Below are 26,527 nucleotides of genomic sequence, written 5' to 3'. Positions count from 1 at the left end.
ACCAATTTTTGTTTGGATAAAAGGATTAATAATGAACAATTACCTCTCAAACGAAGGTTAATTGTCCATTATTTATTACCTTAACTTTCCTCTTTCAGTTTCTCGATAAATTCGATCGCACGGGGAACACTTTCAGGGAAAATGACCACCAAACCATCGGCTTTTACTTTATCCAAACCTGTTTCGAGAGCTTCCATTTCGTTAAGGATGACGTTATAACTAGCCTCGGGATTTTCGCTGAGGATACCTTTAACTATTAAATCGGCAACTTCTCCATTTTCCCGACCCCGTTTGTCATTATCTTCCTTGACAATGATATGGTCAAAGGTTTGGGCGGCTATTTTTCCTAGTAACATCAAATCCTCATCTCGTCTATCTCCAGGACCACCAATGACCCCGAGGCGATCGCCCTGCCAATTTTTAACAAAAGCCCCTACAGCCTCATAACCAGCGGGATTATGGGCATAGTCCACCAACACAGAATGATCTTTTAATTCAAATAAATTCATCCTGCCGGGGGTTTGAGCCGCCCCCGGGTTGAAAGTACGTACCCCTTGGCGAATCAACTCAATATCCACCCCATTGACAAAGGCTGCCAAACTAGCCGCCAAAGCATTGGCAATCATAAACGGTGCCATGCCCTTCATGGTAACAGGGATATTTTCTGCCTTCTCAATGCGCAGAGTCCATTCCCCTTCAAAAATAGATAGATAACCGTTTTCATAGATAGCGGCAATGCCGTCCCGACGGAGATGATCGACAATGATGGGGTTATGTTGATCCATGGAAAAATAGGCTACTTTACCCTTAACATTTTTTGCCATTTCTGCCACAAGAGGATCATCAGCATTCAATACCGCATAACCATCGGGGTTAACGGTTTCAGCAATGATTCCTTTTACTTTCGCCATCTGCTCGATGGTGTCAATATCCCCCAAGCCGAGGTGATCTGCTGCCACATTCAATACTACTCCCACATCACAGCTATCAAAAGCTAAACCAGAGCGGATCATGCCCCCCCTAGCGCATTCTAAAACGGCTACTTCCACGGTGGGATCTTTCAAAATTACTCCCGCACTCAAGGGACCGGTATTGTCACCTCTTTCCACCATATAATCCCCTAAGTAAATACCATCGGTGCTGGTGTAGCCCACAACTTTTCCTGTTTGTCGATAAAGATGAGCCAGTAGTCGGGTGGTGGTGGTTTTACCATTGGTCCCTGTGACCGCCAGAATGGGTATTCTGCTGGAGTGATTATTGGGATAGAGCATTTCTAAAACTGGGCCAGCCACGTTGCGAGGTAAGCCTTGGGAGGGGGCTACGTGCATTCTAAATCCAGGAGCTGCATTAATTTCGACAATTACCCCATCTACTTCATCAAGGGGTTTGGTAATGTCGGGGGTAACTATGTCTATACCCGCAATGTCCAAGCCGATAATTTTGGCTGCACGTTCAGCTATCCAAACATTTTTGGGGTGAATGTCATCGGTGCGATCGATAGCTATGCCCCCTGTACTGAGGTTGGCAGTGGCTCTAAGGTAGGCTCTTTCCCCTTGTTTTAGAACCGTATCCATTTCAAAACCCTGTCTTTTGAGAACACCAAGGGAGGTGCGATCGACACTAATACGGGTTAGGATATTGTCGTGACCATCTCCTCGATTAGGATCTAGGTTTGTTCGTTCAATCAACTCTTCAATGGTGGACTGTCCATCCCCCATGACATGGGCTGGTACCCTTTCGGACACAGCAATTAATTTGCCATTGATAACCAGAACACGGTGATCGTTACCTTGGTAGTATTTTTCGACGATCACCGAGCGGGTTTTGGAGGCTGCCGCTGCTAAATCATAGGCATCTTCAGCATCTTCACGGGTGTTAATATCAATGGTGATTCCCCTGCCATGGTTGCCATCAAGGGGTTTGATAACGATGGGATAACCGCCTACATCTTGGACGGCATCAGCGAGTTCGTCTAAATAGTAAATTACTGTACCCCTAGGCACGGGTATTCCTGCATCTCGGAGGATGGTTTTTGTGCCTTCTTTATCACAGGCAAGTTCTACCCCTAAAATGTTAGAATTTTCGGTGAGGGTGGCTTGAATGCGTCTTTGATTAACTCCATATCCTAGTTGTACCATGGAACGGGCGCTCAACATCATCCAAGGAATAGAACGGGTTTCGGCTTCTTTGATAATGGTTTCAGTGGAAGGACCCAGGGCTGAGGTTGCCCTTAGATCGTTTAAATCGGCTACATCTTGAGCTAACTCTTGGGGGGGATAACTGCCATTTTCGATGATGGCGTTACAAAGTCGGACGGCGGCTCTACCTGCATAACGACCAGCTTCTTCATAGACATATTCAAAGACTACGTTATAAACTCTGGGGGTGCTGGTTTCTCTGGTGCGTCCAAAACCGACAGGCATCCCTGCTAATTCTTGTAATTCGAGGGCAATGTGTTCGATAATATGCCCCATATAGGTACCTTCTTTAACTCGTTCGAGGAAGCCTCCACGATGATCTCGGGAACAAAAGTGTTCGATCAAACTAGGGAGGGTTTCCACTAATCCTTCATAAAAGCCGGGGATTTCATTGGATGGTTTTTCGGCTATGTTTTCTAAGTCGAGACGCATCTGGATGAGCTTTTGTCTGCGAATGCTCCAATAATTTGGACCCCTTAAGGTTTGTGTTTTGAGGATTTTCATGCTGTTTCTGATTTTAGACGCTACTGGGTTTGAGAGCCATTTTTAAGTGTCTCGTTTTTGCTTGACTTTTTACTGTTCAGGGTGAACATTCTTTTATTTTTTGGGGATAATTAATATTTTATTCATTAAATATAATATTAATCGCCACTGGCTGCGGTGGGTTGATGGGTTTTTCGATTGTAACGATCGCCATGGCACAATATATGAATCCTAAGATTGTGAAGGGCAAGGGGAGATTCGGCATCTACTTTTCCTTGATTAGTGTAACTCATGGCTTGGGCATCAATGATGGTAACAGTTCCTTTGCCTACTACTTCTAAGTGATTATCGGCGCTAAATAGGGCACAGGTGTCTTCGTCAATGCCGATACCGATTCTTTCGGGATGGTTGGAAAGGGCGCTGAGTAGTCTTGCCATACGATTACGGTTATGGAAGTGTTGATCGACGATAATTTCGGGAATAAAACCTAAGCCCATGGCCATATCTACCAAGGCACGGTTGGGGGATTCTCCACTACTACCCCCGGCAATCATATGATGTCCCATGACGGCAGCTCCTGCACTGGTGCCTCCGAGGGTGATTTCTCCTAGTTTTACCCTTTGGCGAATTCTTTCCATGAGAGGGGTATCGGATAGCAAACCGCATAGTCTAAGTTGGTCACCCCCTGTCATAAATACGGCGGTACATTGTTCTACATATTCTTGATAATATTTATCTTCTCCCTGAATGCGATCGCGCACGTCCAACACTTTTAAGTCTTTTACTCCCATATCACGGAAAATGGTTAAGTAGCGATCGCCAATAATAGTAGGTTCTCGTGAAGCGGAGGGTATAATGGCGATGATGGCATCCGCGCCCCCTGCACAACGCCAAAAAGTTTGTAATATTTCTCGTCCATGTACTTTGTCCTCGGCACCTCCAATTACTAGCACTGAACTTCTTTGATATTGCTTCATGTTAATTCCTACTTGATTCTTTTTCTAAAATTACACCAACAGATAGACACTTTCGGCTCCCAAAAACGTCCATCTTATGATCTCCTACACTATTTTATGGTTAAATTTGTAACATATCCAATAATTAACAGTTTGAGCAAAAACTCGTTATTTATATGCTCAAAGCTCACTTTATCAAATAATATCAACAGTGGAAATAAACGTTATTACCCTTTTTCCCGATTTTTTTACCTCTGCACTCCATGCCAGTTTATTGGGTAGGGCTTTAAAAAAGCAAATTGCGACGGTTAATTTGATCAATCCTCGGGACTTTACTACGGATAAACATCGTACGGTGGATGATGTTCCCTATGGGGGGGGAGTGGGTATGGTTTTGAAGCCTGAGCCGATTTTTGCAGCGGTGGAGTCTGTACCAAATATTGCTCCTCGGGAGGTGATTATGTTAACTCCCCAAGGGCAAAGAATGGATCAAAATTTGTTTAAGGATTTATCTACTAATTATCAACAGTTAATCCTCATCTGTGGTCATTATGAGGGTATTGATGAGCGGGTACAACATTTGGTGACGAGGGAAGTATCTTTAGGGGATTTTGTGTTAACGGGGGGAGAAATTCCTGCTCTTACTCTTATGGACGGGGTGATACGTCTTTTACCCGGCACGGTGGGCAAAAAGGCTTCTTTGGAGCAGGATAGTTTTGAGGATGGTTTATTGGATTATCCTCACTATACCCGTCCCCCAGTGTTTCGGGGTTGGGAAGTGCCGGAGGTATTACGTTCTGGAAATCACGGTGCGATCGCCCATTGGCGCCATCAAAAACAATTAGAGGCGACCCGAAAAAAACGCCCCGATTTATTACCAGAAGGGAAAATAGACCATGGGCAATAGTTAATTATTACTGAGAATTTGCTCGGGCATCCTTAACCGCAAAAACAAAAGCCACAATACTTAAAGGAATACTAAAACCTAATATTAAACTGGTTACATTTTGTCCTAATTCTGGATTACCCGAAGTTAATTCAAAAATACAGCCCACAACGGCGATCGCACTTACACAAGAAACCAGCAGTAAAATACCACTCTTAGGGGTCATATACATAAAAAAATACCAAAATTAATTATTAAAACTATTTACGCTATTTTAATTCATTGTCGGCGATGAAAAGATACTTATTCAAAAATTAAGTAAACCTCAATCATTTAGAGTCGAGTTATCCACTCACCAAACCATTAATTATTCGGCAAATCATCTATTTTTTTGACCGAAACATCCACCGCATTTACATCAATAGTACCTTCAGGAGTCACCCTTTCAAAATGTCCATGATTAGCAATCAAAGTCTCACCACAACTAGGACAACGACACTGCTTATTATTAAATCCCGCAAAAGTATAATCACACACAGGGCAACTATCCTCCATTACATTTGTTTTTAGCCACCAACGAAAAGCCACCGCCCCAAGAATAGGGGCAATAATCAAAAAAGCAAGGAAAATTAACACCCCATTAATAACCCAATCCCAGCCCACGATAGCCACAATTACCGTCATTATCAATAACAACGAAAGACAACCGTAATTAGCATAATTAGGATTAATTAAAATAGTTCTATAATCTGGCTTCACTTTCTACTCCTATACTTTTGTAGTTATTTGATTATAAAAAATAGCTGAGGTGTAACAGTGGGTGTTACCCACCTACTTTGTTGTTTTACAAGTAAAATATGAATCAAGAATTTTTGTGCCTTCGGCATCTTTCCGAGCAATATTTCACCTCATCCCAAGATTTTTCCCATTTTTTACGCCACGTAAAAGATAAACCACACACGGGGCAAACTTTTGTGGGCAAATCAGATTTTTTTCTTTGTTTAGTCATAAAATATATTATTTTTTTAACAATTTAAAGCTAATATAATCAACTAGAAAAACTAAATAAATTGTCTAAAGTTTCCCATCCCAAACCCTTTCTAATTACCGTTGGTTCCGAGGTACTTAAATCAAGAATAGTAGAAACTTTTAAACTAGGATCATCATCATTATCTATAATAATATCAACTAACTTTTCTAAATGATCAAATAACCTAGCCTTTTCCCAGTTATGGGAAGGATATTCTCCATCTTCGTCAGGTAAATGGGCAGAAGTAGAAATAATTGGATTATCTAAAGACTCTAATAAACTATGACAAATATTATTATCTGGTACTCTAATTCCTGTGGTTTTACGCTTAGGAGACATCACCAATTTTGGCACTAATTTAGTAGTAGGTAAAATAAAAGTATAAGGTCCTGGAATAAGTCTTTTCATGATACGATATGCCTCATCACTTACTACGGCATATTCAGAAATATGAGATAAAGAAGAACATAAAAAAGTAAGGGGTTTATCACTGGATAACTGTTTAATTTGTCTTACTTTTTGCACGGCTGATTTAACATTTAAATCACAGCCAATGGCATATACTGTATCTGTGGGATAAAGCATAATAGCGCCTTGTTTGAGAGCGTCCGTAATTTGTTCAATCGATCGCCCTTGAGGATTTTCAGAGTTTAATTGATATATAGTAGCCATAGAATGTGTAATTAATCTTTACTAAAAATAATTATTAAAAAAGGTTGGTAAAATGTCTAAAATTGCTTATGTACAATGCCCCACAGGAATTGCAGGAGATATGTTTCTCGGTGCTTTAGTGGATGCAGGAATGCCCCTTAAGTATCTCATTGATAGGTTAAAAAGTCTTGATTTGGACGACGAATATACCTTAACAGAGGAAGATGTACAAAGACAGGGGCAAAGGGCAACAAAAGTTGATGTGAGTCTAAAACATAGTCATCACCATAGGCATTTACCTGAGATTGAGAAAATTATTACTCAAGCTAATTTACCTGAAACTGTTACTAATAATAGTTTAGCAATTTTTAGGCAACTGGCGATCGCAGAGGGAAAAGTTCATGGCATTCCTCCCGAAAAAGTTCACTTCCATGAAGTAGGGGCAACGGATGCCCTCATTGATATTATCGGCACTTGTATCGGCTTAGATTACCTTGATATTAACACCTTGGAATGTTCCCCATTACCCACAGGGGGAGGCACTATCAAGGCAGCCCATGGGCGTTTATCTGTTCCTGTACCAGCGGTGTTAGAATTGTGTCAAATGGGAAAAGTACCTTTATATAGCAATGGCATTGACAAGGAATTAGTAACCCCCACGGGGGCAGCCATCGTTACTACTTTGGCTCAAAAATTTGGTCAACCCCCCGCCATGAATTTACATAAAATTGGTTTGGGGGCAGGAAATCAAGATTTAACCATGCCTAATATTCTCCGTCTGTGGGTAGGAGAAAAGAAAGAAGCCATCGACGAGGAAACTGTGGCGGTATTAGAAACCCAAATAGATGATTTATCACCACAAATTTTTGGTTATGTGATGGATGAGTTATTGCAATTGGGGGCAAAAGATGTTTTTACCCAACCTGTGGCTATGAAGAAAAACCGCCCTGGGGTGTTATTAACGGTAATTTGTGATTTGGATAAAGTAGATATTTGTGAAAGGGTTATTTTTAGAGAAACTTCTACTTTAGGCATCAGAAAGCAGATACAATCTCGCTCTGTTTTGAGTCGTCACATGAAGACTGTTAATACGAAATATGGTGATATTAGGGTAAAAGTTGCTCAATATGATTCGGAAGTTGTTAATATTCAACCTGAATATGATGATTGTGTTTTAATAGCTAAAAGATTACAAATTCCTCTAAGTGAGGTAATGTTGGAAACAAAGAAAACATTTAACAATTAAGGTGACAAGTATTAGGTGTTAGGGTAAAAACAGGAAAACCATTGCCTATTCCCTATTGCCCACCTCAATTAAAATACTTTTTTATCAAATATTTATGTGGATTGTAAGACATGGTAATAGACATGATTTTGTTTATCCTCAATGGTTTAATTATGCTGAAAAGAAATATGATCCTCCGTTATCAGAAGATGGCATAATTCAAGCTAAAGCAGTGGCAAAAAGACTAGAAAATGAACCTATTAAACATATTTTTTGTTCTCCTTTTTTACGAGCCATCGAAACTGCTTACCCCATTGCGATCGCCCTTAATTTACCGATTAAAATTGAATCAGGACTGGGAGAATGGCATAATAAGGATTGGATGGATACAAAACCCCTTACTCAATATCCTGACAACCTCGAAAAAAAATACCTCGATGTAATTAACTTGGATTATCAACCTCAGATATATCCTCAATACCCTGAAACTTTAGAGGAAATATATCAACGCACTGCTCAAACCACTAAAATATTAATGAACTACCATAATCCCTTAATAGTGGGGCATAGTGTCGCCATCCAAGGGATGATTGGGGCTTTATTAGGACATGAACATCAACCCATCACTATTCCCCTGTGTAGCCTAAGTAAACTTAGGTATATTGACGATAAATGGCAATGGGAATTAAAAGCTGATACCAGTCATCTGAGCCATCTCCCACCGCCTATTATTGCCCATTAGAAAGGGTTACGATACTTTTATCAAAAAGAGAAATTAACCAATGGTTTTTAAAACATCTTGGGCATGGGTGCTAGTTTGTACACTGCTATCTACATGGGTGATAACACCTTCACCGTTGATAATGTAGGTAACACGTTTGGCATAACCACCGCCATCCACGTCATAGGCTTTGGTAATAGCTTTATCACTGTCAACCAAAAGCTGGAAAGGTAAACCATACTTTTCTTTAAAGGCTTTGTGAGAGGCTTCGTCATCCACACTCACACCCAAAACTACCATGTCTTTGTTTTGATATTCTTCGTAGTTGTCACGGAAACTTTGGGCTTGTTTGGTACAACCGGGGGTATCATCTTTGGGATAGAAGTACATTACTACTATTTTACCCGCAAAATCCTTTAGGGAGACAGTATTTCCTTGATCATCTTTGGTGGTAAAGTCAGGGGCTTTTGTGCCTACGCTAAGAGCCATAATTATTATTCCTATCTTTTGATTAATTTGCTACATGTTTATTATAACTTTACATTACTTAATAATTCTTTTCTGGTTTACCCCACCAATTCGGGATAACCTGCATCTATCAGAGCTTTGTTTCTAATACGGCAAGAATCACATACTCCGCAAGGTTTCTCTCCTCCTTGATAACATGACCAAGTTTTTTCGATGGGCACGTTAAGGGCGATCGCCCTTTGTACTATTTCTACTTTCGACAACATTACAAGGGGAGCTATTAATTGAGGTGCTTTTCCTTCTATTCCGACCTTAGAGGACAAATTGGCAAGATTTTGGAAAGCGTCTAAATATTCGGGGCGACAGTCGGGATAACCAGAATAGTCCACCGCATTAATTCCCAAATAAATAGCTTGAGCCCCCTTGGCTTCGGCTAGGGAAAGGGCAATGGAGATAAACACCGTATTACGCCCTGGGACATAGGTAGAGGGAATTTCGTCCGCTTTTATCCCATCTTCAGGGATATTCATGGTAGCGTCCGTCAGAGATGATCCCCCCCACATAGAAAGGTTAACATCGATGATGTGATGTTCTTTGATACCCAAGGATTTAGCCACATTGCCAGAGGCTTCTAATTCCTTGAAGTGTTTTTGTCCATAACGAAATGATAGGGCAATTACTTCATAACCTTCCTTAAGGGCGATCGCACCGCTTGTGGCAGAATCTAAACCTCCTGATAATAAAACAATAGCTTTTTTAGTCATAAAAAATGCAACATAAACTTATTAATTAGTTTATCCAAACCACCGCAAAAAAAATTTCCCCCCCCGAAAACTCAGAAGAGGAAACAAATTACAAATAGGAGTAAGATACTAGAACAAGATTAACCTTCAGTGCTAGAAGAAACCTCGCTAGTCATAGAACTTGTGAAACCACCAGAAAGAATATCCGCTTCCTTCACAAATCCACTGTAAGCCTCCATACCATGTTCACTAATATCAAGACCTTTAATTTCGTCCTCTTCATGAACTCTGATACCCACAGTAGCTTTTAGGGCATACCAGAAAATAGCACTAGCTACAACGGTAAAACCACCGATAGTAAGAATACCAATGAGTTGAGTAACAATGCTTTCTTCCCCAGTACCAAAGATACCCACAGCCAATGTTCCCCAAATACCACAAGCTAAGTGAACAGAAGTAGCGCCCACAGGGTCATCGATTTTTAGAACCTTGTCAAAAAAGGCCACAGAGAATACTACAAGAATACCAGCGATCGCACCGATAATTACCGCACTAAAGTAACCTACTGTCGCACAACCAGCAGTAATACCCACCAAACCAGCAAGAATACCATTGATGATCATGGATAAATCTGGCTTACCATCCTTAATCCAAGAAGTTGCAGTGGCAGTTATACCACCAGCAGCCGCAGCCAAATTGGTAGTCAAAGCAATATAAGGAACATTAGCCGTAGCAGCCAACTCAGAGCCGGGATTAAAACCAAACCAGCCAATCCAAAGAATCAAACAGCCCAAAGTAGCAATACTCATATTATGACCGGGAATCGCATTCACCCGACCATCAGAAGAATACTTGCCCTGACGAGGACCAAGAATAGCCGCCCCCATTAATGCAGCCCAACCACCCACAGAGTGAACAATGGTAGAACCAGCAAAATCAGAAAAACCCATTTCCGCTAACCAACCACCATTCCAAGTCCAATGACCAGTGATAGGATAAGAAATACCCACCAACAGAACACTGAAGATTAAGAAAGCATCAAACTTGATTCTTTCAGCTACCGCACCAGATACAATAGTCGCAGCAGTTGCCGCAAAAGCTACTTGGAACAAAAAGTTAATAGCCGCAGGAACTGCCGCAGGATAATTATCATCCCCATAAGGCGTTCCATCCCCATTAAAGAAGAAACCTTGAGTACCAATGAAACCATTACCATCTCCATACATAAAGCCGTAACCAATCGCCCAATAAACGATAGTAGCAACCGCAAAGACAATTAAGTTTTTGGCAAGAATGTTAACAGCGTTTTTCTGACGACAAAAACCAGTTTCTAACATTCCGAAACCGGCATTCATGAAAATAACCAAAATGGAACAAACAAGTAAGAAAATAGTATCTAAAATGACCTTAACTTCTTCTAAAGTTTCAGGACCATCCAAACCTTGAGCTTGACTTGCAGTATTCCACACAACCACAATTAACGCACTTAAGGGAATACAAGCAAACCAATAAGAAGGCAACTTACTACGTAACCATCCGATAGAATTTAGTATAAAACTATCTTGATCGTATGACCCAGACATTTTTTTCTTTGCTCTCTTTGACATTATCACCATAGTTTAATGAAAGTTTATCTAATTTTTTGCCTACTTAAGAAGAAGACTTTATGATTTAATTCAATGACTAATAGATATTCATATGTTTACCATCATTGTTTCTGTATCAAAAAATACAATATCCTTAATATCTAGGGAAAATAGACTAAAAACCACAAAAACTTATCTTAACTGAGAAAATATATTACTCTCTTTTTCTATCCATCTCCCTACAAAAAAACATTAAAATTTTTAATATTTATCTCCCCAAAATAATCTAAAACGAATAAAGACATGCCGTCAAACTTACTTCTATCAAGGTAAAAAAATAAAATATGTACCATTAAATATATTTATATTGGCAACAAATAATAAGTATTTTTAATGAATAATCTTTTTCACTTAAAAATAACTTGATATTTATTACTATAATATATCTCCCTTCATCCTCCCAAAGAACTTTAATGCTCTCCCAAACTTTTCTTTTACATAATTTTTAAATATAAACAGTTATCTTTACACCAAAAATATATAATAAACAGAACTACTCCCATGGGATCAGTAAGAATACTGAACTATTACAAAGCAAATTCAAATAATTATTTAGTTAAATTAATAAATGTAAAAAACAAATTATATTCATAGCCTTCTATAAATAAAAATGTTATAAAAGTAATTATTAATACAAATAAAAAATATAATTTCAGTCATAAATAGAAAGTAATACAAGTCAAAAGCAAAAGAAAAATGTTCCTCAAACTAGGAGTCAAGTAGATGGTGGCAATGACAGTAAATGCAGATATACAAGCCAAATATAACTGGGGAGAAAGAGATTTCCCCAAACTACAACTAAGAAGAATTGACCTAAGAAATGCAGATTTAAAAGGAGCTAATTTTAGAGGCTCTGACTTTAGCTATGCAGACCTAAGAGGAGCAGATTTAAGTAGAGCCGACTTACGAGACTGTTACTTTAACGAAGCCAACTTAACAGGTACAAAATTAAAAGGAGCTAACTTACAAGGAGCATACTTTATCAAAGCCTATCTAATTAAAGCAGATTTGAGCAAAGCAAACATAAAAGAAGCCTATCTGACAGGTAGCTTTGTAACCAAAGCAAACTTTGTCAAAGCTGACTTGTGCGGTGCATTCCTCAATGGGACTCACATCGGAGGAGCCGACTTTAGGGGAGCAGTATATGATAATTCCACTAGATTTGATAAAGGCTTTGACCCTGAAAGTTTAAAAATGACTGTGATATCTTCCTTTGAGGGAACTGTGGCTCACAAAATTACCATTGCCGACGTAGTCATCAACTTTGAAGAAATAGCAAAAATTACCAGTCGTTACCTTGGGGGAATGATTACCTCCAAAAACTTTGAACAATCAAGACCAGATGTAGAGTGGCTAGAACAATTCTCCATGGATAAAAATTGTAAAGTAACTTTTACTGGCTCCCTTAACCATCAAGCAACTACCATACAACTTAAATGGTTAGAAAAATGGAATAGCTCTTTTGTGGGAAAATGTTCCCTTATTGTTCAGGATTTACCCAACATAATTGAAGAAAAAAGTTTAACTATTCAATCCTTACTAAAAAAATAATTATAGTTAACAACTTTATCTTTCTTAAACAAACATCACAAAAATCTAATTATTGTATAGAAATGTGTAAAAACCACCTACCAATAAAAAAACATAGTTACACTGTATTTAGGTTGGTTTTGAGATAGTTTTAAAATTGTACAAAACAAACATTTAGAGTTAATAAAGGACAATAATATCTATGACTTTTACCCCTACAAAACCTAATCGCATCGTTGAAAAAATTTCCAAAAATCTCTGGAAAAATCAATACCCTAAAAAACACGATCACTATACCATCGAAGACTTTTTCCACTTTGATACCGTTAACGGAGATATTACCGATTGGAACGAATCTCGTAATGTTTTAGTAACCGAAGATTTTATCGTTGGTTTAATAGAAGGTTTAGAAGAAGAAGTAGGACCCGCATCTAGCGTTGTAATGTACAACATTGGTAAGGCTTGGGGTGTCCGTGATGCTGACTTTTTCTGCAATTGGTTTCAAAAAGAATATGAATATCCCAAAGATGTTCATGATATGAACTTACTTTATGTTTTGGAAGCTTGGTGGTGGCCTTTTACTACCCAAGGTTGGGGAAACTGGGATGTGGATTTAAGTGAGCAAAAAAATGGTTTTATGTTCGTTAATATCTTTGATTCTGCGGTAGCCCGTACTCTCGGAGACGTGGGTAAACCCGTATGTCACATCTACGCTGGATTGATGGCTGGATTTTTTAGCCGTTTTATTAATAAACAATTAAACTGCATCGAAATTCAATGTTATTCCATGGGTGAAACCTATTGTAAGTTTTTGCTAGGAAAACAAGATCGCATTGATGCAGCTACTTTCTGGCACAACGAAGGGGCTGGGGCAAAAGATATTCAGAAAAAATTAGTTAATGGCGAATATCTTAAGTAATTAACCTTTGAAATAAACCCTTCACATATCCAATCACTCAAACTAACAGGAAAATTACATGAGCTTAACACCAACATTTTCTGACATCAGTGTTGAGCAATTCTTCTCCAACGCCAATTGGCGTGGTATTAAGAGAAATCAACCCTCATCTGTAATCACCACTCAAGAATTAATTAATGCAGATGACTTTATTCCAAACCTTAATTTAAGAGTAGAAGAATTTTTCACTCACCATAACTGGAAGGGCATCAAAAAAATGGTTGCCTATACTTCCCACCTCAACACTAACAATGATGATTTATCGACTATTACCAACCTTTCTTTACAAATGAAAGTAGGAGATTTTTTCCAAAGATTCCCTTGGGCAGGAGAGCAAATACAAGAGACTAAGACAAGTATTGCCCAAAAGCCAATTATAGAGAAAAGACAAAACAACCCGACTTCTACCTTCTCGGAATTGAAAATGAATGATTTATCTGATCTATTTTAACTAAGGATAAAACTATGTACCCAGAATTACAACAACTGATCCACGAAGCAGAGTACAACTATTTACAAAGCGATGATTTAGAAACTTTTTCTAATTGCATCAACAATCTTCAAAATAAAATGGCAATCTATCGCCTTCTTAGGGATCAAGAAATTGAGATTTTCCAGACAGTAGCGGATAAATTGGTAGCCAAATTTTCTGATAGTCAAGAAAAAGCCCTGGAAACTTCTTTGCAACATTGGCTATTGATTACTAGATATAGCGCCATGGCAATGTTACTTAATAACCCTGAATTTCTGGAACGTCGCCTTTTGGAATGGCTAACCGACGTTGTCGAAGCTAGAGAGTCTCAATCTATTGACTCCGCTGTTCATTCCCTGTTAGTTGCACAATTAAAAAATTTCCTTAATGCTTCTCAGATGAATGATTTAGAGCCATTCTTAAATCAAGCTAAGGAATATCTGGTCAAAGATACCGTCAGGGCTTAAAACAATACTTTTTAGATATGGGAGATAAATTAATGATTTCTATTGCAGATTTAGTCGAAAAAAAACCGTTAAAAGGTAATTACTTTTCCCCTGATGCCTATGTACAAGGTGACTTTGAATTAGGGTTATTGGAAACCCGCCAAGGTTCTCGTTTAATTGCGCTGCCAGAGGTACTCTTACAGGGTATTTATGACGGTTTGGAGGAGGAAATTGGACAGGCTTCTAGTGTAGTTCTCCATAACTGTGGTCGTTGGTGGGGCAAAAGTTTTTACCGTCGCTTTATTGGTGAGGTGAGCGAATATTATGAGCGTCCCCTTTCTCAGATGGAGATGGCGGAGTTTATTAGTTGCCTCAAACAATGTTGGAAAACCCATGGTTGGGGGGTAGCAGAATTTGATTTTGATTATTATCCCCAAGGTTTTATTGTGGTGAAAACTGTTAATTCTCCTTTTGCGGCAGCAGCCCCTAAAGATAAACATTTTTCTTGTCAACCCGAAGCGGGAATTTTAAGCTCTTTCTTTAGTCAGTTGACGGGGCAAGATTTGGGCTGTGTACAAACTAGCTGTGAGTCTATGGGGGCTGAGGCTAATTATTTTGTCATTGGTTTGGCAGAAAGAATCAAACTAACGGAAGGATGGTTAGAGGAAGGACATGATCACCCTACTATTATGGAACGGCTTTCTCGTAGTGAGATGACCAGTTTATAATCTTTTTTCTGTGAGTCAAGATAAAAAGATATTTGTAATTGAGTTTTTAGAGGTTTATTTAAAAGTTGTGGCAAAAACAATCAAGTTAGATCCTATCGGCACAGAAACAGCAATTCAAACTAATGATAATGTGTTATCTGGTTTGCTAAAAAATGATTTGGATGTGATGCAAGAGTGTGGGGGACGGGGAATGTGTTCCACTTGTCACGTTTACATTAAGGAGGGTATGGACAGTTTATCGCCCCTCAATCGTCGGGAAAAAAGAACTCTGGAGGTGATTACTACTTGTAAGACAAATTCTCGTCTTGCTTGTCAGGCTAGGGTTATCGGCGAAGGGGTGGTGGTTGAGTTACCTTCGGGGATGTATTTGAGCCAAATTGATGATGTGGATGCTTTGATTGGCAGACGCGCTCAGAAAAATATCCTTCACCCTATTTCTGGCAAAATCTTGGTGGAGGAGGGTAAGTTGATTACTCGTTCGATGATTTCTCAGCTACAAAATACTAAGGGTGAGGTTGATCAGTATCTTGCCCAAACTGAAGATGTTATTTAGATTAAAACAAAAGGAGTTGCTATTATGTTAAAACAATTTGCGGATTTGACTCTTGAGGCTGATGGACGTTATGCACAGGATTACGAGTTAAGATTTTTGGACAATTATTTTGAGACCAAAGATTTACGCATGAGTGCCTATATGAAAATTAGGGATGGGGCGGATGAGATTATGGAGGCGGTGAAGGTGGGTAAGCAAAAACGTAATCCTGAGTTTAAGGATTATTATGTAACTTGTAAGCGTGATATGGTTGATTTGTTGCGTTATTCGGCGGCGGCTTTGTTGTTTGATGATATGGAGCGTTTACGTACTAATATGTTGCTCTGGTTTCAAACTATTTCTAAGGCTTATAAGTTTGAGGATGATAATATTGACACTTATGATCTACTTCTCAAGGTGATTAGTGAGTTTTTGACTCCTGAGGAGGCTAAGTTGGCTATTCCTGTTTTTGAGCTTAATTGTGCGGTGTTGGTTTAATTTATTTTTTATTTGAAATAAGGTTTTTAAGATTATGGATAAGCAAGTTGATATGCTCGGTTATGTGGGTTTGGGTGTCACAGCTTTAGGGGCGATCGCCTCTGCGGTTACTGGTCAAATCATTCCTTTATCGGTGGCTTCTACGGTGGGGGTTGGTTGTAATGTTTTTAGCCGTAAGCAGTCGGAGGAAAGATTGATTGGCGCTTTTAATGCTCAACAACAAAAAATAGAGTCTCTATATACTATGGTGGAAGCTAATCATGGGGAATTGAAGGAGGCGATGGTGATGGGTAAGGCTGATTTTGGTAATCAGATAGAGGATTTGAAACTAGGCTTTAATGAGCGTTTAAACAATGTTAAGGATAGTTTAGACCAAAATGTTAGTGCTTTGAATGGGGAAACTAAGGAGATAAAAGAGATTGTTAGTAATTTACGACAGGTAGAAATTTTATCCCAAGAGTTACGGGTTAAGCCTGATTCGGCTAGTTTCTTCTATGAAAGGGGCAACAGTCATAGTAAATTGGGTAATATCTCAGGGGCGATCGCCGATTATACTGAAGCTATCAAAAAAGATGGTGATTATGCCGAAGCCTATCACAAGAGAGGTATTTTATACTTAGATTCTGGAGCGAAGCAAAAAGCGGTGGATGATTTACGCAAGGCATCTTTGTTATATTTTGAAAAAGGTGAAATCGACAGTTATCACCAAGCCAGAGAAATGAGTAAAAATGTCCATGAAATAGGTTCCCATGGTAATGGTAGCAATGGCAAAATGTTGATCGGCACAAAGTTGTTTTCTTAATTATTAAGAACTATTATCTTTTCTTACCCCTCCTTTATTAGAGGGGATTTTTTATGAAAGGAAAAGTTTAGAGAATGTGTAGATCTTGTTTTTCGGCAAAAAAAGTAATATCATACCAAATCCGATTAGTAGAGTTTACTATTATTCACCGTGTAACAATTGACAATAAACAATTACTATCTGTTCCCCGTTCCCTGTTCCCCGCCCTAATTAGTATATTATTGAAACGGGATTTAGTATCAAAAGCCACTTCCTAAATTTTCATAACTCGTAACCCTGAGACATTGACCATTATCGTTATAAACCATCAAACGAGCTCTGGCTTCACTTCGAGAAATAAAATTAATGTAACGAATCGCATTCACATCACTACTTTTCCCCGTAACATCACACAGAATTGATGGCTCACCATTTCGCATTCCTCGGTCAATCCATGAACATTCTCCCGGTGCTAGGGCTTGTTGCACCAGAAAAGCTTTTACATTAGGAGAAGCATTAACAAAATCAGCACTGTTGCGATCAATATTAGGATTACCGGGGGCAAATCTAGCACGAACAGGAGCATATACATATTGTCTTCCCCTTTCTGTCACGGTATTCAAATCCCCCGTCGTTACTAGCCAAGCACCTCCACCTCGACAAATTAATTCATAGCTTTGAGGTTGGGCATGGGATAAAGTAATGTTGAGAGGAGCAGTCATTACACTTAAAAGAAGAGTAAGACTAAACTTTTGCAAATAGTTTTGGAACATGGTGTTTTTTTGTAAAAATGGTTTGATAGGTAACTAATTAACTCTCATGCAGCGGTTACTTGTGTCGTTGTGTACAAGGTATCTGGCAACCCCAGCACCACGATAGTTTAAATTTTCAATAATTGTTGTTATGGGTGTTATGTTAAAAGCAGCAACATTGCTGTAACAAATTGTAGTGGGTTCGTTACTATTCATCGCTCTGTCTTCCCATCCACATTCCCCTGGAGCTAGAGAAGAGTTTGGATTGTTCCTGTTGACAGCGGTTCGCCCTTGTTTCAGTCCTTGAATTTCTCCACTTCCATCAGCCAGTGTTCTAATGGAAATACGTCCCCCAGACCGACAAATAAGAGGATATTTTTGTTGAGCCAGAGTGGGGGTACTGACTAGAAATAGTGAAAATAGGCTACTGATAAAAATGGTCGTTGCAAATTTAGACATGGCATTGATTCAATAATTAAAAATTATTTACTTTAATTTCATTTTTAGAGGTATTATAATCTAAATTTTTAAGTAAGTAACAAATGTGTTTTAAAATTATTGTTTTATAAACAAAAGTATATAAGTAAACCTTAAATTACTATTTATGCTTAAAAGTTTATTGATATTAAGTAATAGTGACTTGAACATTCGTTTTATTGATTTATTCCAGCTTGATTATTTTTAATATGTTAGATATTTATTCAGTTAATACTAATAAGTTTTTGTGTGATTTAGCTTATTTCAAATCTCTTTTATCACCAGATGAATTAGATAAAATCCAACGTTTTAAGAATAAGTTACAGGGCGATCGCACTTGTATTAGTAGGGCAAAGTTAAGAATTATTTTAAGTATTTATCTCAACATAAATCCAGACAAAATTGTCTTTAATTATAATCAAAAAGGAAAACCATTTTTAAGAGATTATCCTAACCTACATTTCAATTTATCCCATACTGATCATTGGATAGTGTACGGAATTTCTAATCAATTAATAGGGGTAGATATAGAAAATATTAGTAAACAAGTAAAGTTTAAACAACTTGCTCAACGTTTTTTTTGCCCCAGTGAATTCCAGTTAATAAAGCAAGTAAATCAAGAAAATGAAGCAAAACTATTTTATACCCTTTGGACTGCGAAGGAAGCCTATTTAAAAGCCACTGGAGAGGGATTGTCTGGGGGATTGGATACCATTGAATTAAGTTATAATTTTCTAAGTGAAGATATAGAAATTATTTCTGAGGATATAGAAACAGAATGGCAGATAAAAAACCTAAAAATTGATAATAATTATTTAGTTTCTGTGGCGGTGAAAAGTAAATATGAATTAGCTGAGAAGTTGAGGATCAAAGAGTTTGAAAAACAATAAGTAATTGTTAATTATCAATGATTGCGGTGGGCATTGCCCACCCTACCTTTAAAAGTTTATTAACTGTTGGTTGCCTGAAGTCTAGCTCTAGCTTTTTTATACTGAGAATTTGCTTTGATTTGTGCTTGGCGATCGCTACCAGAATTTGCAGATTTTAACTCATTTTCAGCAGTTTCCAAGTCACTTTTAGCAGTTTCCTTGTCGATGGATTCTCCTAACTCAGCACCATTAACAAGAATTTTGACCTCATTATTTTCCACCTCAGCAAACCCACCCATTACGGCGATGGATTTCCAATCTTTCTCGGTGCGCACTCTCAAAACTCCGATGTCAAGGTTAGTGAGAAGAGGAGCGTGATTAGTTAAAATGCCTAACTGTCCGCTACCACTAGGCAAGATTACCTCTTGAGCATCTTGATCCCAAACAGTCTTATCTGGGGTAATTACTCTTACTGTTAAAGTCATAATTGAAACTAAAAATTTAATACTTATAATTTTATTTTTCTCGAAAAAAGGAAAGACAAAATTAATATTTTCCTGTCTTTCCTTCCATCATCACCCCAAAGAATTAATCTAAGGGTGCTTTGTTAATTGTCCTTAACCTTTGAGCTTTTCACCCTTGGCGATCGCCTCATCAATGTTACCAACTAAGTAGAAAGCCTGTTCAGGTAAATAATCTAACTCACCAGAAAGGATTCTTTGGAAACCTTTGATAGTATCTTCGAGGGAAACATATTTACCAGGGCTACCAGTGAACACTTCAGCAACGAAGAAAGGTTGAGACAAGAAACGCTCAATTTTACGGGCGCGGTTAACCACTAAACGATCTTCTTCAGACAATTCATCCAAACCAAGAATCGCAATAATATCTTGTAACTCTTTATAACGTTGTAGAGTAGATTGCACAGCACGGGCAGTGTTGTAATGCTCATCACCCACAATGCTAGGCTGTAACATGGTGCTGGTAGAACCTAAAGGATCCACCGCAGGATAAATACCTTTAGAAGCTAAAGCACGGGATAATACAGTGGTACCATCCAAGTGAGCAAAGGTAGTTGCAGGAGCGGGGTCAGTTAAGTCATCCGCAGGTACATATACCGCTTGGATAGAGGTGATAGAACCGTCTTTGGTGGAGGTAATACGTTCTTGTAAATCTCCTACATCAGTACCCAAGGTGGGCTGATAACCTACCGCAGAGGGCATTCTACCAAGAAGTGCAGATACTTCAGAACCTGCTTGTACAAAACGGAAGATATTGTCGATGAACAATAATACGTCTTGCTTGTTAACATCACGGAAATGTTCTGCCATGGTTAGAGCAGATAAACCCACACGCATTCTAGCTCCGGGGGGCTCATTCATCTGACCGTAAACAAGAGCAATTTTAGAGTTTTCGGGATTTTCAGAATCAATTACGTTAGATTCGATCATTTCGTTGTAAAGGTCATTACCTTCCCGGGTGCGCTCGCCCACACCACCAAACACAGATACGCCACCGTGTTGGATAGCGATGTTGTTGATCAATTCCATCATAATAACGGTTTTACCAACTCCAGCACCACCGAACAAGCCGATTTTACCGCCTTGACGATAGGGGGTTAATAAGTCAACAACTTTAATACCAGTTTCAAATACAGTGGGGGTAGTATCTAATTCGGTGAAAGCAGGAGCTTTACGGTGAATAGGAGAAGTCTCAGTGGTGTTAACAGGACCTTTGTTGTCAACGGTTTCACCTAAAACGTTAAAAATACGTCCTAGGGTAGCTTTACCCACAGGTACACTAATAGGCTTACCCAAATCAACTACTTCCATACCTCTTACCAAACCATCGGTAGTAGTCATGGAAACTGCACGAACTTGGTTATCACCTAAAAGCTGTTGTACTTCACAAGTTACCGCAACGGTTTGCCCTGCTTCGTTAGTTCCTTCAATACGGAGCGCATTATAAATACGGGGAAGATTGCCGCTAGGAAATTCAGCATCAACCACCGGCCCAATTACTTGGGTGATTTTACCGACGTTAGTTTTTTCTTTTGTTGCAACCATGCTGATTTTTAGTTTTATTTACTTTCGTAAACTTTAATTTATAATAAAATTTGACACTTTTAAGATTATCATGGTGTGGCATCAATCTTCTACTAATTCGCCATAGTTATGGACTTATTTTTGAGCACGTTAGTTGATTAATAATTGATGAGGACCACTGATGGGCTGTTTCTTGTCAAAACTTATTATACCCTCACCCCTAACCCCTCTCCCCCAGGAGAAGGAAACTTTTATATTAAATCATTCCCTATTCTCCATTCTCAAAAAAAACCGTGTTAAGTAGTCTAAAAAACCCCCTAATAAAAGAAATACGCAAGTTACAACGCCCATCGGAAAGACATCGACAAAATCTTTGTTTACTGGAAGGGACAAATTTATTGGAGGTTGCCTCTCAGGTGCAATACCCCCTTGAAACTTTATTGTTTACCCCTATATGGCAAAACAAAAATTATCTTCTCGCCCAAAGTTTACAGACTCAAGCCCAAAGGGTGGAAATTGTTAGTGATGAGGTGATGAAATCTGTGGCTACTACGGTAACTCCTGATGGAGTTTTGGCTACTGCCCCTCGTCATCATCGCCAAAGTAAAGATCCTGAAAATATCAAGTTGGGCATGGTGGTAGAACGGTTACAAGACCCCGGCAATTTAGGCACTATAATTCGTACTAGCGTGGCCATGGGTGTGGATATGTTGTGGTTGAGTGGGGATAGTGTGGATTTGGATAATACCAAGGTGATGAGGGCTTCTGTGGGGGAATGGTTTCGCATCAATGCGAGGGCGGAGGATGATTTAATAACTCTTGTGGAAGGTTACAAAAATAAGGGTTATCAAGTTATTGCTACTTCTTTGGAGGGGGATAAGACTCCTTGGGAGGTCGATTTTTCTTTGCCGACAATTTTGTTAATGGGTAATGAGTCTCAGGGGTTGTCTTCTGATTTGGCTGCTTTGGCAACGGAGAAGGTTAAAATTCCTCTACTTAACAATGTGGAATCTCTTAATGTGGCGATCGCCACTAGCCTTTTTTTGGCAGAATATCAAAGACAACAAAGAAAAAGTTATGCGGATTAATATGATGTTTCAAAATTAGAAAACCATTGCCCATTGCCTATTCCCCATTCCCCCTAGGGCGTGTCATCAAATAGAAGAGAATAACAGATAAAATAAGGATGATAGTAATTGTGACAAAAGTGAGGATATGGTAGAGATGCGCAGGTATGGTTTGAGAGACGATCAATGGGAAAAAATTAAAGATTTATTACCGGGTCGATTTGGTACAGTGGGAGTCACCGCCAAAGATAATCGACTTTTTGTCGAAGCGGTATTGTACAGGTATCGAGCTGGTATTCCTTGGCGAGATTTACCTAGTCGATTTGGTGATTTTCGAGTGGTTCATACTCGTTTTAGTCGTTGGAATAAAAAAGGTGTCTGGGAAAAGGTTTTTCAAATTTTGGCAGGAGATAGTGACGATGAATATGCCATGATTGATTCAACCATAGTAAGAGCACACCAGCATAGTGCTGGTGCAAAAGGGGGGATAAAAACGAGGAAGCAATAGGTCGAAGTAAAGGAGGTTTAAGTACAAAAATTCATACTACGGTTGACGCATTAGGTAATCCTACAGGTTTTTTCCTCACCGGAGGACAAAAATGTGATTTGGACGGTGCAGATGTTTTACTAAAAGAAATAAAGGCAGATATTTTGTTAGGGGACAAAGGTTATGATGCGGATGAAAGAGTTCTGGAAAAGCTAAAGAAGCAGGATAAAATAGCGGTTATTCCACCAAAAAGAAATAGAAAAGAACAACGAGAATATGATAAGTATTTATATCAAGCAAGACATTTGATTGAGAACTTTTTTGCCCGATTAAAACAATATAGAGCCATAGCCACTAGGTATGATAAACGAAAAATAAATTTTCTTGGTGCTATTTATCTAGCCGCAGTCGTTATATGGCTTAATTGATGACACGCCCTAAGCTATACTGCCCCGTTTACGGGCTTCTTTATAAGAAACACCCACATTTCGCACCCCATATCTTAACATTTGACCCTCAATGAGGGAAAAGAACTGAGTGCGATCGCCCCCTTTTATCACCGCCAAATTATGGGCTTCAGCGAGGGCAACGGGATAACCAAAACCTTTGTCGATTTGGGTAAGGGTAATACTCAGGGCTTGATTTAGCAACTCTGAATCCTCGGCTATCCATTGAGGAAATTCCACCCTAGCCACCTCTACACCGCCATGAAGGTAGCAAAAATGGGTTTTTTGACTTTCGGGGTAACAATCCAAGATACGGGAATTACTGCGGAAAATAGCGCTTCTTTGGCGGGGTTGCAAAATCTTATTCCATAGGCTGGTATCCCTTAAGGGTTCTACTTTTTGGCAAGGATTTTTTTCATTATCCAAGGAGCAAAAATTATTACAATTAGGTACTTCATAGGGACAAGCCATGAGGCGTAAAAAACTAATTACCTCTATGCTACGGGATGCGCTGATGTATCCCACGAGGGGGATTTTACTTTGCCGTAATTGCTCCCAAGATTCGATAACGGGGTTTAAAATTTCTTCCCTTGCCTCGGTGGGTAAATTATCCAAAAACCAGTAAACCAATGAGCCATCTGTCATGGCTAAATTGGGAATATTAAAATGGGCGCCGGGAGGGTTTACCCATGTACAAGCCATCTCGGTTAATACTTGCACTTCTTGCATGGTGCGAAGGTAGCCCATCCATTCTTCGGTGCGGATGCCCCATTTTCTGGAGCCGTAGAGGTCTTCGGTTTTATAATAAATTTCGGGAATACTATCTAATAGGGGATGAAAATTTTGCCCATAATGGAGCATTATTCTACCTATATTGATTAGATAACAATAGATAATTTCGTGGTGGGAGGGGGCTATTTGGGAGCCATCACTGGAAAAAACGCTATGGCTAGGGGGTGCATCTGGTATATCGATGGCAGTGTCTAAGGATTCTACGGGGGTGCCAGGGGAGAATATCATGCGATCGCCCCATACTTCCTGTGCTTTAATTAACTCATCCTGATGTTTATTTGCCTCAGAAAAAAGTCCTTGAGCCATTTCCAATCTTTTTAAACTAGCTTGGGCATCTTTTTGCATCTGTTGCCCTATTTGGGGCATTTGTCTGGCTAATTTGGCTATGTCAAGCATTTTCAGGGCAATGGGGAATAGGGAATGGGCAATGGAGATTAATTAAAAAAGATTACTCCTAGGATAATTAAACCAAATACGAGACGATACCAGACAAAAATCCAAGTTTTCTGTTTTTGTAAAAAGCGAATTAACCAAGCAATGGCAAGATAAGAAAAGATGGCGGAAGAAATAGTGCCGACAACTAAGGGCATAATGGATTCGTTGGTCAAATTTAGGGCTAAAACATCTTTTAATTCCACTAAACCAGCGATGGTAATGGCTGGAATACCTAGTAAAAAAGAAAATCTAGCCGCCGTCGAGCGTTCTAAATTTATAAACAATCCAGCGGTAATAGTCGAACCTGAGCGAGATACACCCGGTATTAGGGCCAAGGTTTCTGCTAACCCCATCAAGATACCATCTTTGATAGATAAGTCATCAAAAGTTCTTTTGGGGTGACAAAATTTTTCAGCCATGGCAAGGAGGATAGACATAATTATAGACGCAAGGGCGATCGCACTCAAACCCCTCACCGCAGAGCCATCAAAATCATCCACAAAAGCCTTAATAGCTAAACCTACCACACAGATAGGAATAGTACCGACGATGATACCAGTACCAATTTTAAATTCATGGGTATCATAATTTTTGGTACGCCATGCCTTAATCATGCCCATGGTTAAATTTTTTAAATCCTGCCAAAAGTACCAAATGACGGCCAAGATACTACCTAGTTGGATGATAGCAGTAAAAGCAACCCCTGGATCCCCCCATCCCAAAGCCATTGGCACAACTTTTAAGTGAGCAGAGCTACTGATGGGCAAAAATTCCGTTGCCCCTTGCACAAACCCCAAAAAAACCGCCTGAATAAAGTTTAATGATGGGGTATTTGTCTCAACCACCGAATTTTGAGCCACACTAGCCCCCTGACTTAATACCACTAGCATTAAGCCACCTAAAACACCAGAAACCCAAGTAAAAATCGATGATTGAGACTTTGTAAACATTTAGTAATTAATGATTAAGTTATGGAAGAAAAAACAAGGCAAAGTCAAACTAAGAAGTCATGGTCAGTTTATATCAAAACCTCTTTTGTTATTTTAAAACTTCATTAACTTCTTGGGCTGAAGCTAAATCACCCCTTTGTTGATAAATTTCTTCTGCTTTCTTGAGCATGGCTTCGGCTTCTTCATTTCTACTTCTTTCTTTGAGAAGCATTCCTAAGCGATGATAACCATAAGGATTTTGGGGGGCAACTTCGATAAATTGACGATAAGCCACAATGGCCATAATGTTATTACCTTGTTTTTCCAACACCCTAGCTATACTACCATGGGCAACCACAGAATTAGGATCGACACTAGAGGCTTTTCTATAACCGCTTAAAGCCATTTCCCAGTCTTCATTTTGTTCGTATAACATTGCCATTTTCAAGATGACATTGGCATCACTGAGGTTACTGACGTGTAAACTTTCTAATTTGTTCAAACCTTCAGCGGCATCGCCCTGTTGAAAATAAGCTGTGGCTAATTTTACTTGTAAATCTGTATTATGAGGAAATTTACTGATGGCTTCGGTTAAAAGTGCGATCGCACTTTCATACTTTCCCTGTTGATACAAAGAAGTTGCCATGACATCATAGGCAGTTTCATCCGTGGCATTCAAAGAAACAATTTGTTGATAATGTCTTTCCACCGCCTGATGTTGTCCATTTCTGAGGGAAATTACCCCCAATGCCAAATGATATTCCGCATTTTGAGGCTCTAACTCCACCGCCCTAGTGTAAGCCCTCATGGCTTCTTCATCATCACCACTTCTGGCAAGGGTATAACCCAAAGCACCATAAAAACGAGCATTATCAGGCTCTAGGGAAACCGCCTGACGATAGGCTTGGGCAGAAGAGGAATAATCCCCATTACTAGCATATAAAAAGCCCATTCCTGAAAAAATACGGGCATTAGTTTCATCAATACTAGAGGCTTGGCGATAAGCATTGAGCGCGTTGTTTAAATCTCCGCTATCAATATACTCCTTACCTTGGGTTAGTAGTTCGTAAAGTTGTTCTTTTTGTTGAAAAGTAAGCTGTTTACTTGTCTTCTGTTGTGCCTCTACGGAAGACATTAAACCAAATAATCCCGTACTACCAATTACAAGGGAAAGGGTTAATTGACTCAGAAATTTTTTGTTCACTGTTTATAAATCTCCATTTTGACTTAATGAATCTTAATATTAGCAAACCAAAAAGTCAAATGGGGAAGATTA

At 39.1% G+C, this 26,527-nt stretch carries 30 protein-coding genes; 14 read left to right on the top strand and 16 right to left on the bottom strand.

What is annotated here, in order from left to right; translation table 11 throughout:
• Window positions 1-80: 80 nt before the first annotated feature.
• Both cphA and AA637_RS09145 read right to left on the bottom strand, forming a co-directional pair.
• Window positions 81-2,702 (bottom strand): cyanophycin synthetase, encoded by a 2,622-nt coding sequence (gene cphA, locus AA637_RS09150; RefSeq protein ID WP_446682500.1) that lies wholly within the window; start codon window positions 2,700-2,702, stop codon window positions 81-83.
• A 137-nt stretch (window positions 2,703-2,839) separates the two neighbouring features.
• Window positions 2,840-3,658, bottom strand: a complete 819-nt coding sequence (locus AA637_RS09145) for a cyanophycinase (RefSeq protein WP_446682499.1) — start codon at window positions 3,656-3,658, stop codon at window positions 2,840-2,842.
• Between the two features lie 190 nt (window positions 3,659-3,848).
• On the opposite strand from AA637_RS09145, the gene trmD reads away from it, so the two are divergent.
• Window positions 3,849-4,544 (top strand): tRNA (guanosine(37)-N1)-methyltransferase TrmD, encoded by a 696-nt coding sequence (trmD, locus tag AA637_RS09140; protein WP_446682498.1) that lies wholly within the window; start codon window positions 3,849-3,851, stop codon window positions 4,542-4,544.
• A gap of 7 nt (window positions 4,545-4,551) precedes the next feature.
• On the opposite strand, the gene AA637_RS09135 is transcribed toward trmD, so the two are convergent.
• From AA637_RS09135 to AA637_RS09120, 4 genes are all read right to left on the bottom strand, one after another.
• Window positions 4,552-4,749 (bottom strand): hypothetical protein, encoded by a 198-nt coding sequence (locus AA637_RS09135; RefSeq protein WP_069790476.1) that lies wholly within the window; start codon window positions 4,747-4,749, stop codon window positions 4,552-4,554.
• Between the two features lie 137 nt (window positions 4,750-4,886).
• A complete protein-coding gene (locus AA637_RS09130) occupies window positions 4,887-5,282 on the bottom strand; it encodes a hypothetical protein (RefSeq protein WP_446682497.1) in 396 nt (131 codons plus the stop codon).
• Window positions 5,283-5,385: 103 nt separating this feature from the next.
• Entirely contained in the window at window positions 5,386-5,532 is a 147-nt protein-coding gene (locus tag AA637_RS09125) for a DUF2256 domain-containing protein (protein WP_446682496.1), read from the bottom strand.
• A gap of 39 nt (window positions 5,533-5,571) precedes the next feature.
• Window positions 5,572-6,225, bottom strand: a complete 654-nt coding sequence (locus AA637_RS09120; protein ID WP_446682495.1) for an L-threonylcarbamoyladenylate synthase — start codon at window positions 6,223-6,225, stop codon at window positions 5,572-5,574.
• A 52-nt stretch (window positions 6,226-6,277) separates the two neighbouring features.
• Here AA637_RS09120 and larC point away from each other — a divergent pair, with 52 nt between their 5' ends.
• Window positions 6,278-7,450 (top strand): nickel pincer cofactor biosynthesis protein LarC, encoded by a 1,173-nt coding sequence (larC, locus tag AA637_RS09115; RefSeq protein ID WP_446682494.1) that lies wholly within the window; start codon window positions 6,278-6,280, stop codon window positions 7,448-7,450.
• Between the two features lie 94 nt (window positions 7,451-7,544).
• Entirely contained in the window at window positions 7,545-8,171 is a 627-nt protein-coding gene (locus AA637_RS09110; protein ID WP_446682493.1) for a histidine phosphatase family protein, read from the top strand.
• Between the two features lie 33 nt (window positions 8,172-8,204).
• Here the strand turns inward: AA637_RS09110 and AA637_RS09105 are convergent, their stop codons facing one another.
• The 3 genes from AA637_RS09105 to AA637_RS09095 form a co-directional block, all read right to left on the bottom strand.
• Window positions 8,205-8,639, bottom strand: coding sequence for a peroxiredoxin (locus AA637_RS09105; RefSeq protein WP_069790481.1), 435 nt, complete (start codon window positions 8,637-8,639; stop codon window positions 8,205-8,207).
• Between the two features lie 77 nt (window positions 8,640-8,716).
• The gene (queC, locus tag AA637_RS09100) at window positions 8,717-9,382 is read right to left on the bottom strand and encodes a 7-cyano-7-deazaguanine synthase QueC (RefSeq protein ID WP_446682492.1); all 666 of its coding nucleotides are present in this window, start codon (window positions 9,380-9,382) and stop codon (window positions 8,717-8,719) included.
• Window positions 9,383-9,501: 119 nt separating this feature from the next.
• Complete coding sequence (locus AA637_RS09095; protein ID WP_446682491.1) at window positions 9,502-10,944, bottom strand: ammonium transporter; 1,443 nt, start codon at window positions 10,942-10,944, stop codon at window positions 9,502-9,504.
• 795 nt (window positions 10,945-11,739) lie between these two features.
• Here AA637_RS09095 and AA637_RS09090 point away from each other — a divergent pair.
• The 8 genes from AA637_RS09090 (at window position 11,740) to AA637_RS09055 (ending at window position 16,973) form a co-directional block, all read left to right on the top strand.
• Complete coding sequence (locus AA637_RS09090) at window positions 11,740-12,558, top strand: pentapeptide repeat-containing protein (RefSeq protein WP_446682490.1); 819 nt, start codon at window positions 11,740-11,742, stop codon at window positions 12,556-12,558.
• A 181-nt stretch (window positions 12,559-12,739) separates the two neighbouring features.
• Window positions 12,740-13,456 carry a V4R domain-containing protein gene (locus AA637_RS09085; RefSeq protein WP_446682489.1) on the top strand — a complete coding sequence of 239 codons (717 nt, stop codon included), beginning with the start codon at window positions 12,740-12,742 and terminating at the stop codon, window positions 13,454-13,456.
• 58 nt (window positions 13,457-13,514) lie between these two features.
• Window positions 13,515-13,946, top strand: coding sequence for a hypothetical protein (locus tag AA637_RS09080; RefSeq protein ID WP_446682488.1), 432 nt, complete (start codon window positions 13,515-13,517; stop codon window positions 13,944-13,946).
• Between the two features lie 14 nt (window positions 13,947-13,960).
• Window positions 13,961-14,434 carry a phycobilisome protein gene (locus AA637_RS09075; protein WP_069792068.1) on the top strand — a complete coding sequence of 158 codons (474 nt, stop codon included), beginning with the start codon at window positions 13,961-13,963 and terminating at the stop codon, window positions 14,432-14,434.
• Window positions 14,435-14,466: 32 nt separating this feature from the next.
• Window positions 14,467-15,141, top strand: coding sequence for a V4R domain-containing protein (locus AA637_RS09070; RefSeq protein ID WP_446682487.1), 675 nt, complete (start codon window positions 14,467-14,469; stop codon window positions 15,139-15,141).
• A 67-nt stretch (window positions 15,142-15,208) separates the two neighbouring features.
• Window positions 15,209-15,694 carry a 2Fe-2S iron-sulfur cluster-binding protein gene (locus AA637_RS09065; protein WP_069792067.1) on the top strand — a complete coding sequence of 162 codons (486 nt, stop codon included), beginning with the start codon at window positions 15,209-15,211 and terminating at the stop codon, window positions 15,692-15,694.
• A 24-nt stretch (window positions 15,695-15,718) separates the two neighbouring features.
• Window positions 15,719-16,171 (top strand): hypothetical protein, encoded by a 453-nt coding sequence (locus AA637_RS09060; protein ID WP_446682486.1) that lies wholly within the window; start codon window positions 15,719-15,721, stop codon window positions 16,169-16,171.
• Window positions 16,172-16,205: 34 nt separating this feature from the next.
• The gene (locus tag AA637_RS09055) at window positions 16,206-16,973 is read left to right on the top strand and encodes a tetratricopeptide repeat protein (protein WP_446682485.1); all 768 of its coding nucleotides are present in this window, start codon (window positions 16,206-16,208) and stop codon (window positions 16,971-16,973) included.
• Between the two features lie 239 nt (window positions 16,974-17,212).
• On the opposite strand, the gene AA637_RS09050 is transcribed toward AA637_RS09055, so the two are convergent.
• Both AA637_RS09050 and AA637_RS09045 read right to left on the bottom strand, forming a co-directional pair.
• Entirely contained in the window at window positions 17,213-17,725 is a 513-nt protein-coding gene (locus tag AA637_RS09050; protein WP_446682484.1) for a hypothetical protein, read from the bottom strand.
• Between the two features lie 33 nt (window positions 17,726-17,758).
• Window positions 17,759-17,920 (bottom strand): hypothetical protein, encoded by a 162-nt coding sequence (locus AA637_RS09045; RefSeq protein ID WP_446682483.1) that lies wholly within the window; start codon window positions 17,918-17,920, stop codon window positions 17,759-17,761.
• A gap of 470 nt (window positions 17,921-18,390) precedes the next feature.
• Between AA637_RS09045 and AA637_RS09040 the strand changes: the two genes are divergently transcribed.
• Complete coding sequence (locus AA637_RS09040; RefSeq protein ID WP_446682482.1) at window positions 18,391-19,071, top strand: 4'-phosphopantetheinyl transferase family protein; 681 nt, start codon at window positions 18,391-18,393, stop codon at window positions 19,069-19,071.
• A gap of 59 nt (window positions 19,072-19,130) precedes the next feature.
• On the opposite strand, the gene atpC is transcribed toward AA637_RS09040, so the two are convergent.
• Entirely contained in the window at window positions 19,131-19,535 is a 405-nt protein-coding gene (atpC, locus tag AA637_RS09035) for an ATP synthase F1 subunit epsilon (RefSeq protein ID WP_446682481.1), read from the bottom strand.
• A 132-nt stretch (window positions 19,536-19,667) separates the two neighbouring features.
• A complete protein-coding gene (gene atpD / locus AA637_RS09030; RefSeq protein ID WP_446682480.1) occupies window positions 19,668-21,116 on the bottom strand; it encodes a F0F1 ATP synthase subunit beta in 1,449 nt (482 codons plus the stop codon).
• A gap of 272 nt (window positions 21,117-21,388) precedes the next feature.
• Here atpD and AA637_RS09025 point away from each other — a divergent pair, with 272 nt between their 5' ends.
• Both AA637_RS09025 and AA637_RS09020 read left to right on the top strand, forming a co-directional pair.
• A complete protein-coding gene (locus tag AA637_RS09025) occupies window positions 21,389-22,183 on the top strand; it encodes a TrmH family RNA methyltransferase (RefSeq protein WP_446682479.1) in 795 nt (264 codons plus the stop codon).
• 136 nt (window positions 22,184-22,319) lie between these two features.
• Window positions 22,320-23,077 (top strand): IS5 family transposase gene (locus AA637_RS09020; protein ID WP_446684519.1). Its coding sequence is split into 2 segments (ribosomal slippage): window positions 22,320-22,659 and window positions 22,659-23,077, totalling 759 coding nucleotides; the frame shifts between segments, so codons are not numbered across the junction.
• Between the two features lie 9 nt (window positions 23,078-23,086).
• On the opposite strand, the gene AA637_RS09015 is transcribed toward AA637_RS09020, so the two are convergent.
• The 3 genes from AA637_RS09015 to AA637_RS09005 form a co-directional block, all read right to left on the bottom strand.
• Window positions 23,087-24,283: a DNA double-strand break repair nuclease NurA gene (locus AA637_RS09015; RefSeq protein WP_446682478.1), complete on the bottom strand. Its 1,197-nt coding sequence runs from the start codon at window positions 24,281-24,283 to the stop codon at window positions 23,087-23,089.
• Between the two features lie 38 nt (window positions 24,284-24,321).
• Entirely contained in the window at window positions 24,322-25,272 is a 951-nt protein-coding gene (locus AA637_RS09010) for an undecaprenyl-diphosphate phosphatase (RefSeq protein ID WP_446682477.1), read from the bottom strand.
• 88 nt (window positions 25,273-25,360) lie between these two features.
• Window positions 25,361-26,455: a tetratricopeptide repeat protein gene (locus tag AA637_RS09005; RefSeq protein ID WP_446682476.1), complete on the bottom strand. Its 1,095-nt coding sequence runs from the start codon at window positions 26,453-26,455 to the stop codon at window positions 25,361-25,363.
• Window positions 26,456-26,527: the final 72 nt, after the last annotated feature.

The organism is Cyanobacterium sp. HL-69, from assembly GCA_002813895.1.
Classification (GTDB): Bacteria; Cyanobacteriota; Cyanobacteriia; order Cyanobacteriales; family Cyanobacteriaceae; genus Cyanobacterium.
The sequence above is the reverse complement of the archived record's forward strand: the minus strand, read 5'-3'. Positions and strand labels throughout refer to the sequence as shown.

Coding starts and splice junctions, on each gene's coding strand:
- queC (WP_446682492.1), bottom strand. CDS start 9,382: ATGACTAAAAAAGCTATTGTTTTATTATCAGGAGGTTTAGATTCTGCC.
- atpD (WP_446682480.1), bottom strand. CDS start 21,116: ATGGTTGCAACAAAAGAAAAAACTAACGTCGGTAAAATCACCCAAGTA.
- AA637_RS09070 (WP_446682487.1), top strand. CDS start 14,467: ATGATTTCTATTGCAGATTTAGTCGAAAAAAAACCGTTAAAAGGTAAT.
- AA637_RS09080 (WP_446682488.1), top strand. CDS start 13,515: ATGAGCTTAACACCAACATTTTCTGACATCAGTGTTGAGCAATTCTTC.
- AA637_RS09145 (WP_446682499.1), bottom strand. CDS start 3,658: ATGAAGCAATATCAAAGAAGTTCAGTGCTAGTAATTGGAGGTGCCGAG.
- AA637_RS09090 (WP_446682490.1), top strand. CDS start 11,740: ATGACAGTAAATGCAGATATACAAGCCAAATATAACTGGGGAGAAAGA.
- AA637_RS09060 (WP_446682486.1), top strand. CDS start 15,719: ATGTTAAAACAATTTGCGGATTTGACTCTTGAGGCTGATGGACGTTAT.
- AA637_RS09095 (WP_446682491.1), bottom strand. CDS start 10,944: ATGTCTGGGTCATACGATCAAGATAGTTTTATACTAAATTCTATCGGA.
- larC (WP_446682494.1), top strand. CDS start 6,278: ATGTCTAAAATTGCTTATGTACAATGCCCCACAGGAATTGCAGGAGAT.
- cphA (WP_446682500.1), bottom strand. CDS start 2,702: ATGAAAATCCTCAAAACACAAACCTTAAGGGGTCCAAATTATTGGAGC.
- AA637_RS09010 (WP_446682477.1), bottom strand. CDS start 25,272: ATGTTTACAAAGTCTCAATCATCGATTTTTACTTGGGTTTCTGGTGTT.
- AA637_RS09135 (WP_069790476.1), bottom strand. CDS start 4,749: ATGACCCCTAAGAGTGGTATTTTACTGCTGGTTTCTTGTGTAAGTGCG.
- AA637_RS09105 (WP_069790481.1), bottom strand. CDS start 8,639: ATGGCTCTTAGCGTAGGCACAAAAGCCCCTGACTTTACCACCAAAGAT.
- AA637_RS09045 (WP_446682483.1), bottom strand. CDS start 17,920: ATGAATAGTAACGAACCCACTACAATTTGTTACAGCAATGTTGCTGCT.
- AA637_RS09075 (WP_069792068.1), top strand. CDS start 13,961: ATGTACCCAGAATTACAACAACTGATCCACGAAGCAGAGTACAACTAT.
- AA637_RS09050 (WP_446682484.1), bottom strand. CDS start 17,725: ATGTTCCAAAACTATTTGCAAAAGTTTAGTCTTACTCTTCTTTTAAGT.
- AA637_RS09125 (WP_446682496.1), bottom strand. CDS start 5,532: ATGACTAAACAAAGAAAAAAATCTGATTTGCCCACAAAAGTTTGCCCC.
- AA637_RS09120 (WP_446682495.1), bottom strand. CDS start 6,225: ATGGCTACTATATATCAATTAAACTCTGAAAATCCTCAAGGGCGATCG.
- AA637_RS09110 (WP_446682493.1), top strand. CDS start 7,545: ATGTGGATTGTAAGACATGGTAATAGACATGATTTTGTTTATCCTCAA.
- AA637_RS09015 (WP_446682478.1), bottom strand. CDS start 24,283: ATGCTTGACATAGCCAAATTAGCCAGACAAATGCCCCAAATAGGGCAA.
- AA637_RS09040 (WP_446682482.1), top strand. CDS start 18,391: ATGTTAGATATTTATTCAGTTAATACTAATAAGTTTTTGTGTGATTTA.
- AA637_RS09055 (WP_446682485.1), top strand. CDS start 16,206: ATGGATAAGCAAGTTGATATGCTCGGTTATGTGGGTTTGGGTGTCACA.
- AA637_RS09085 (WP_446682489.1), top strand. CDS start 12,740: ATGACTTTTACCCCTACAAAACCTAATCGCATCGTTGAAAAAATTTCC.
- atpC (WP_446682481.1), bottom strand. CDS start 19,535: ATGACTTTAACAGTAAGAGTAATTACCCCAGATAAGACTGTTTGGGAT.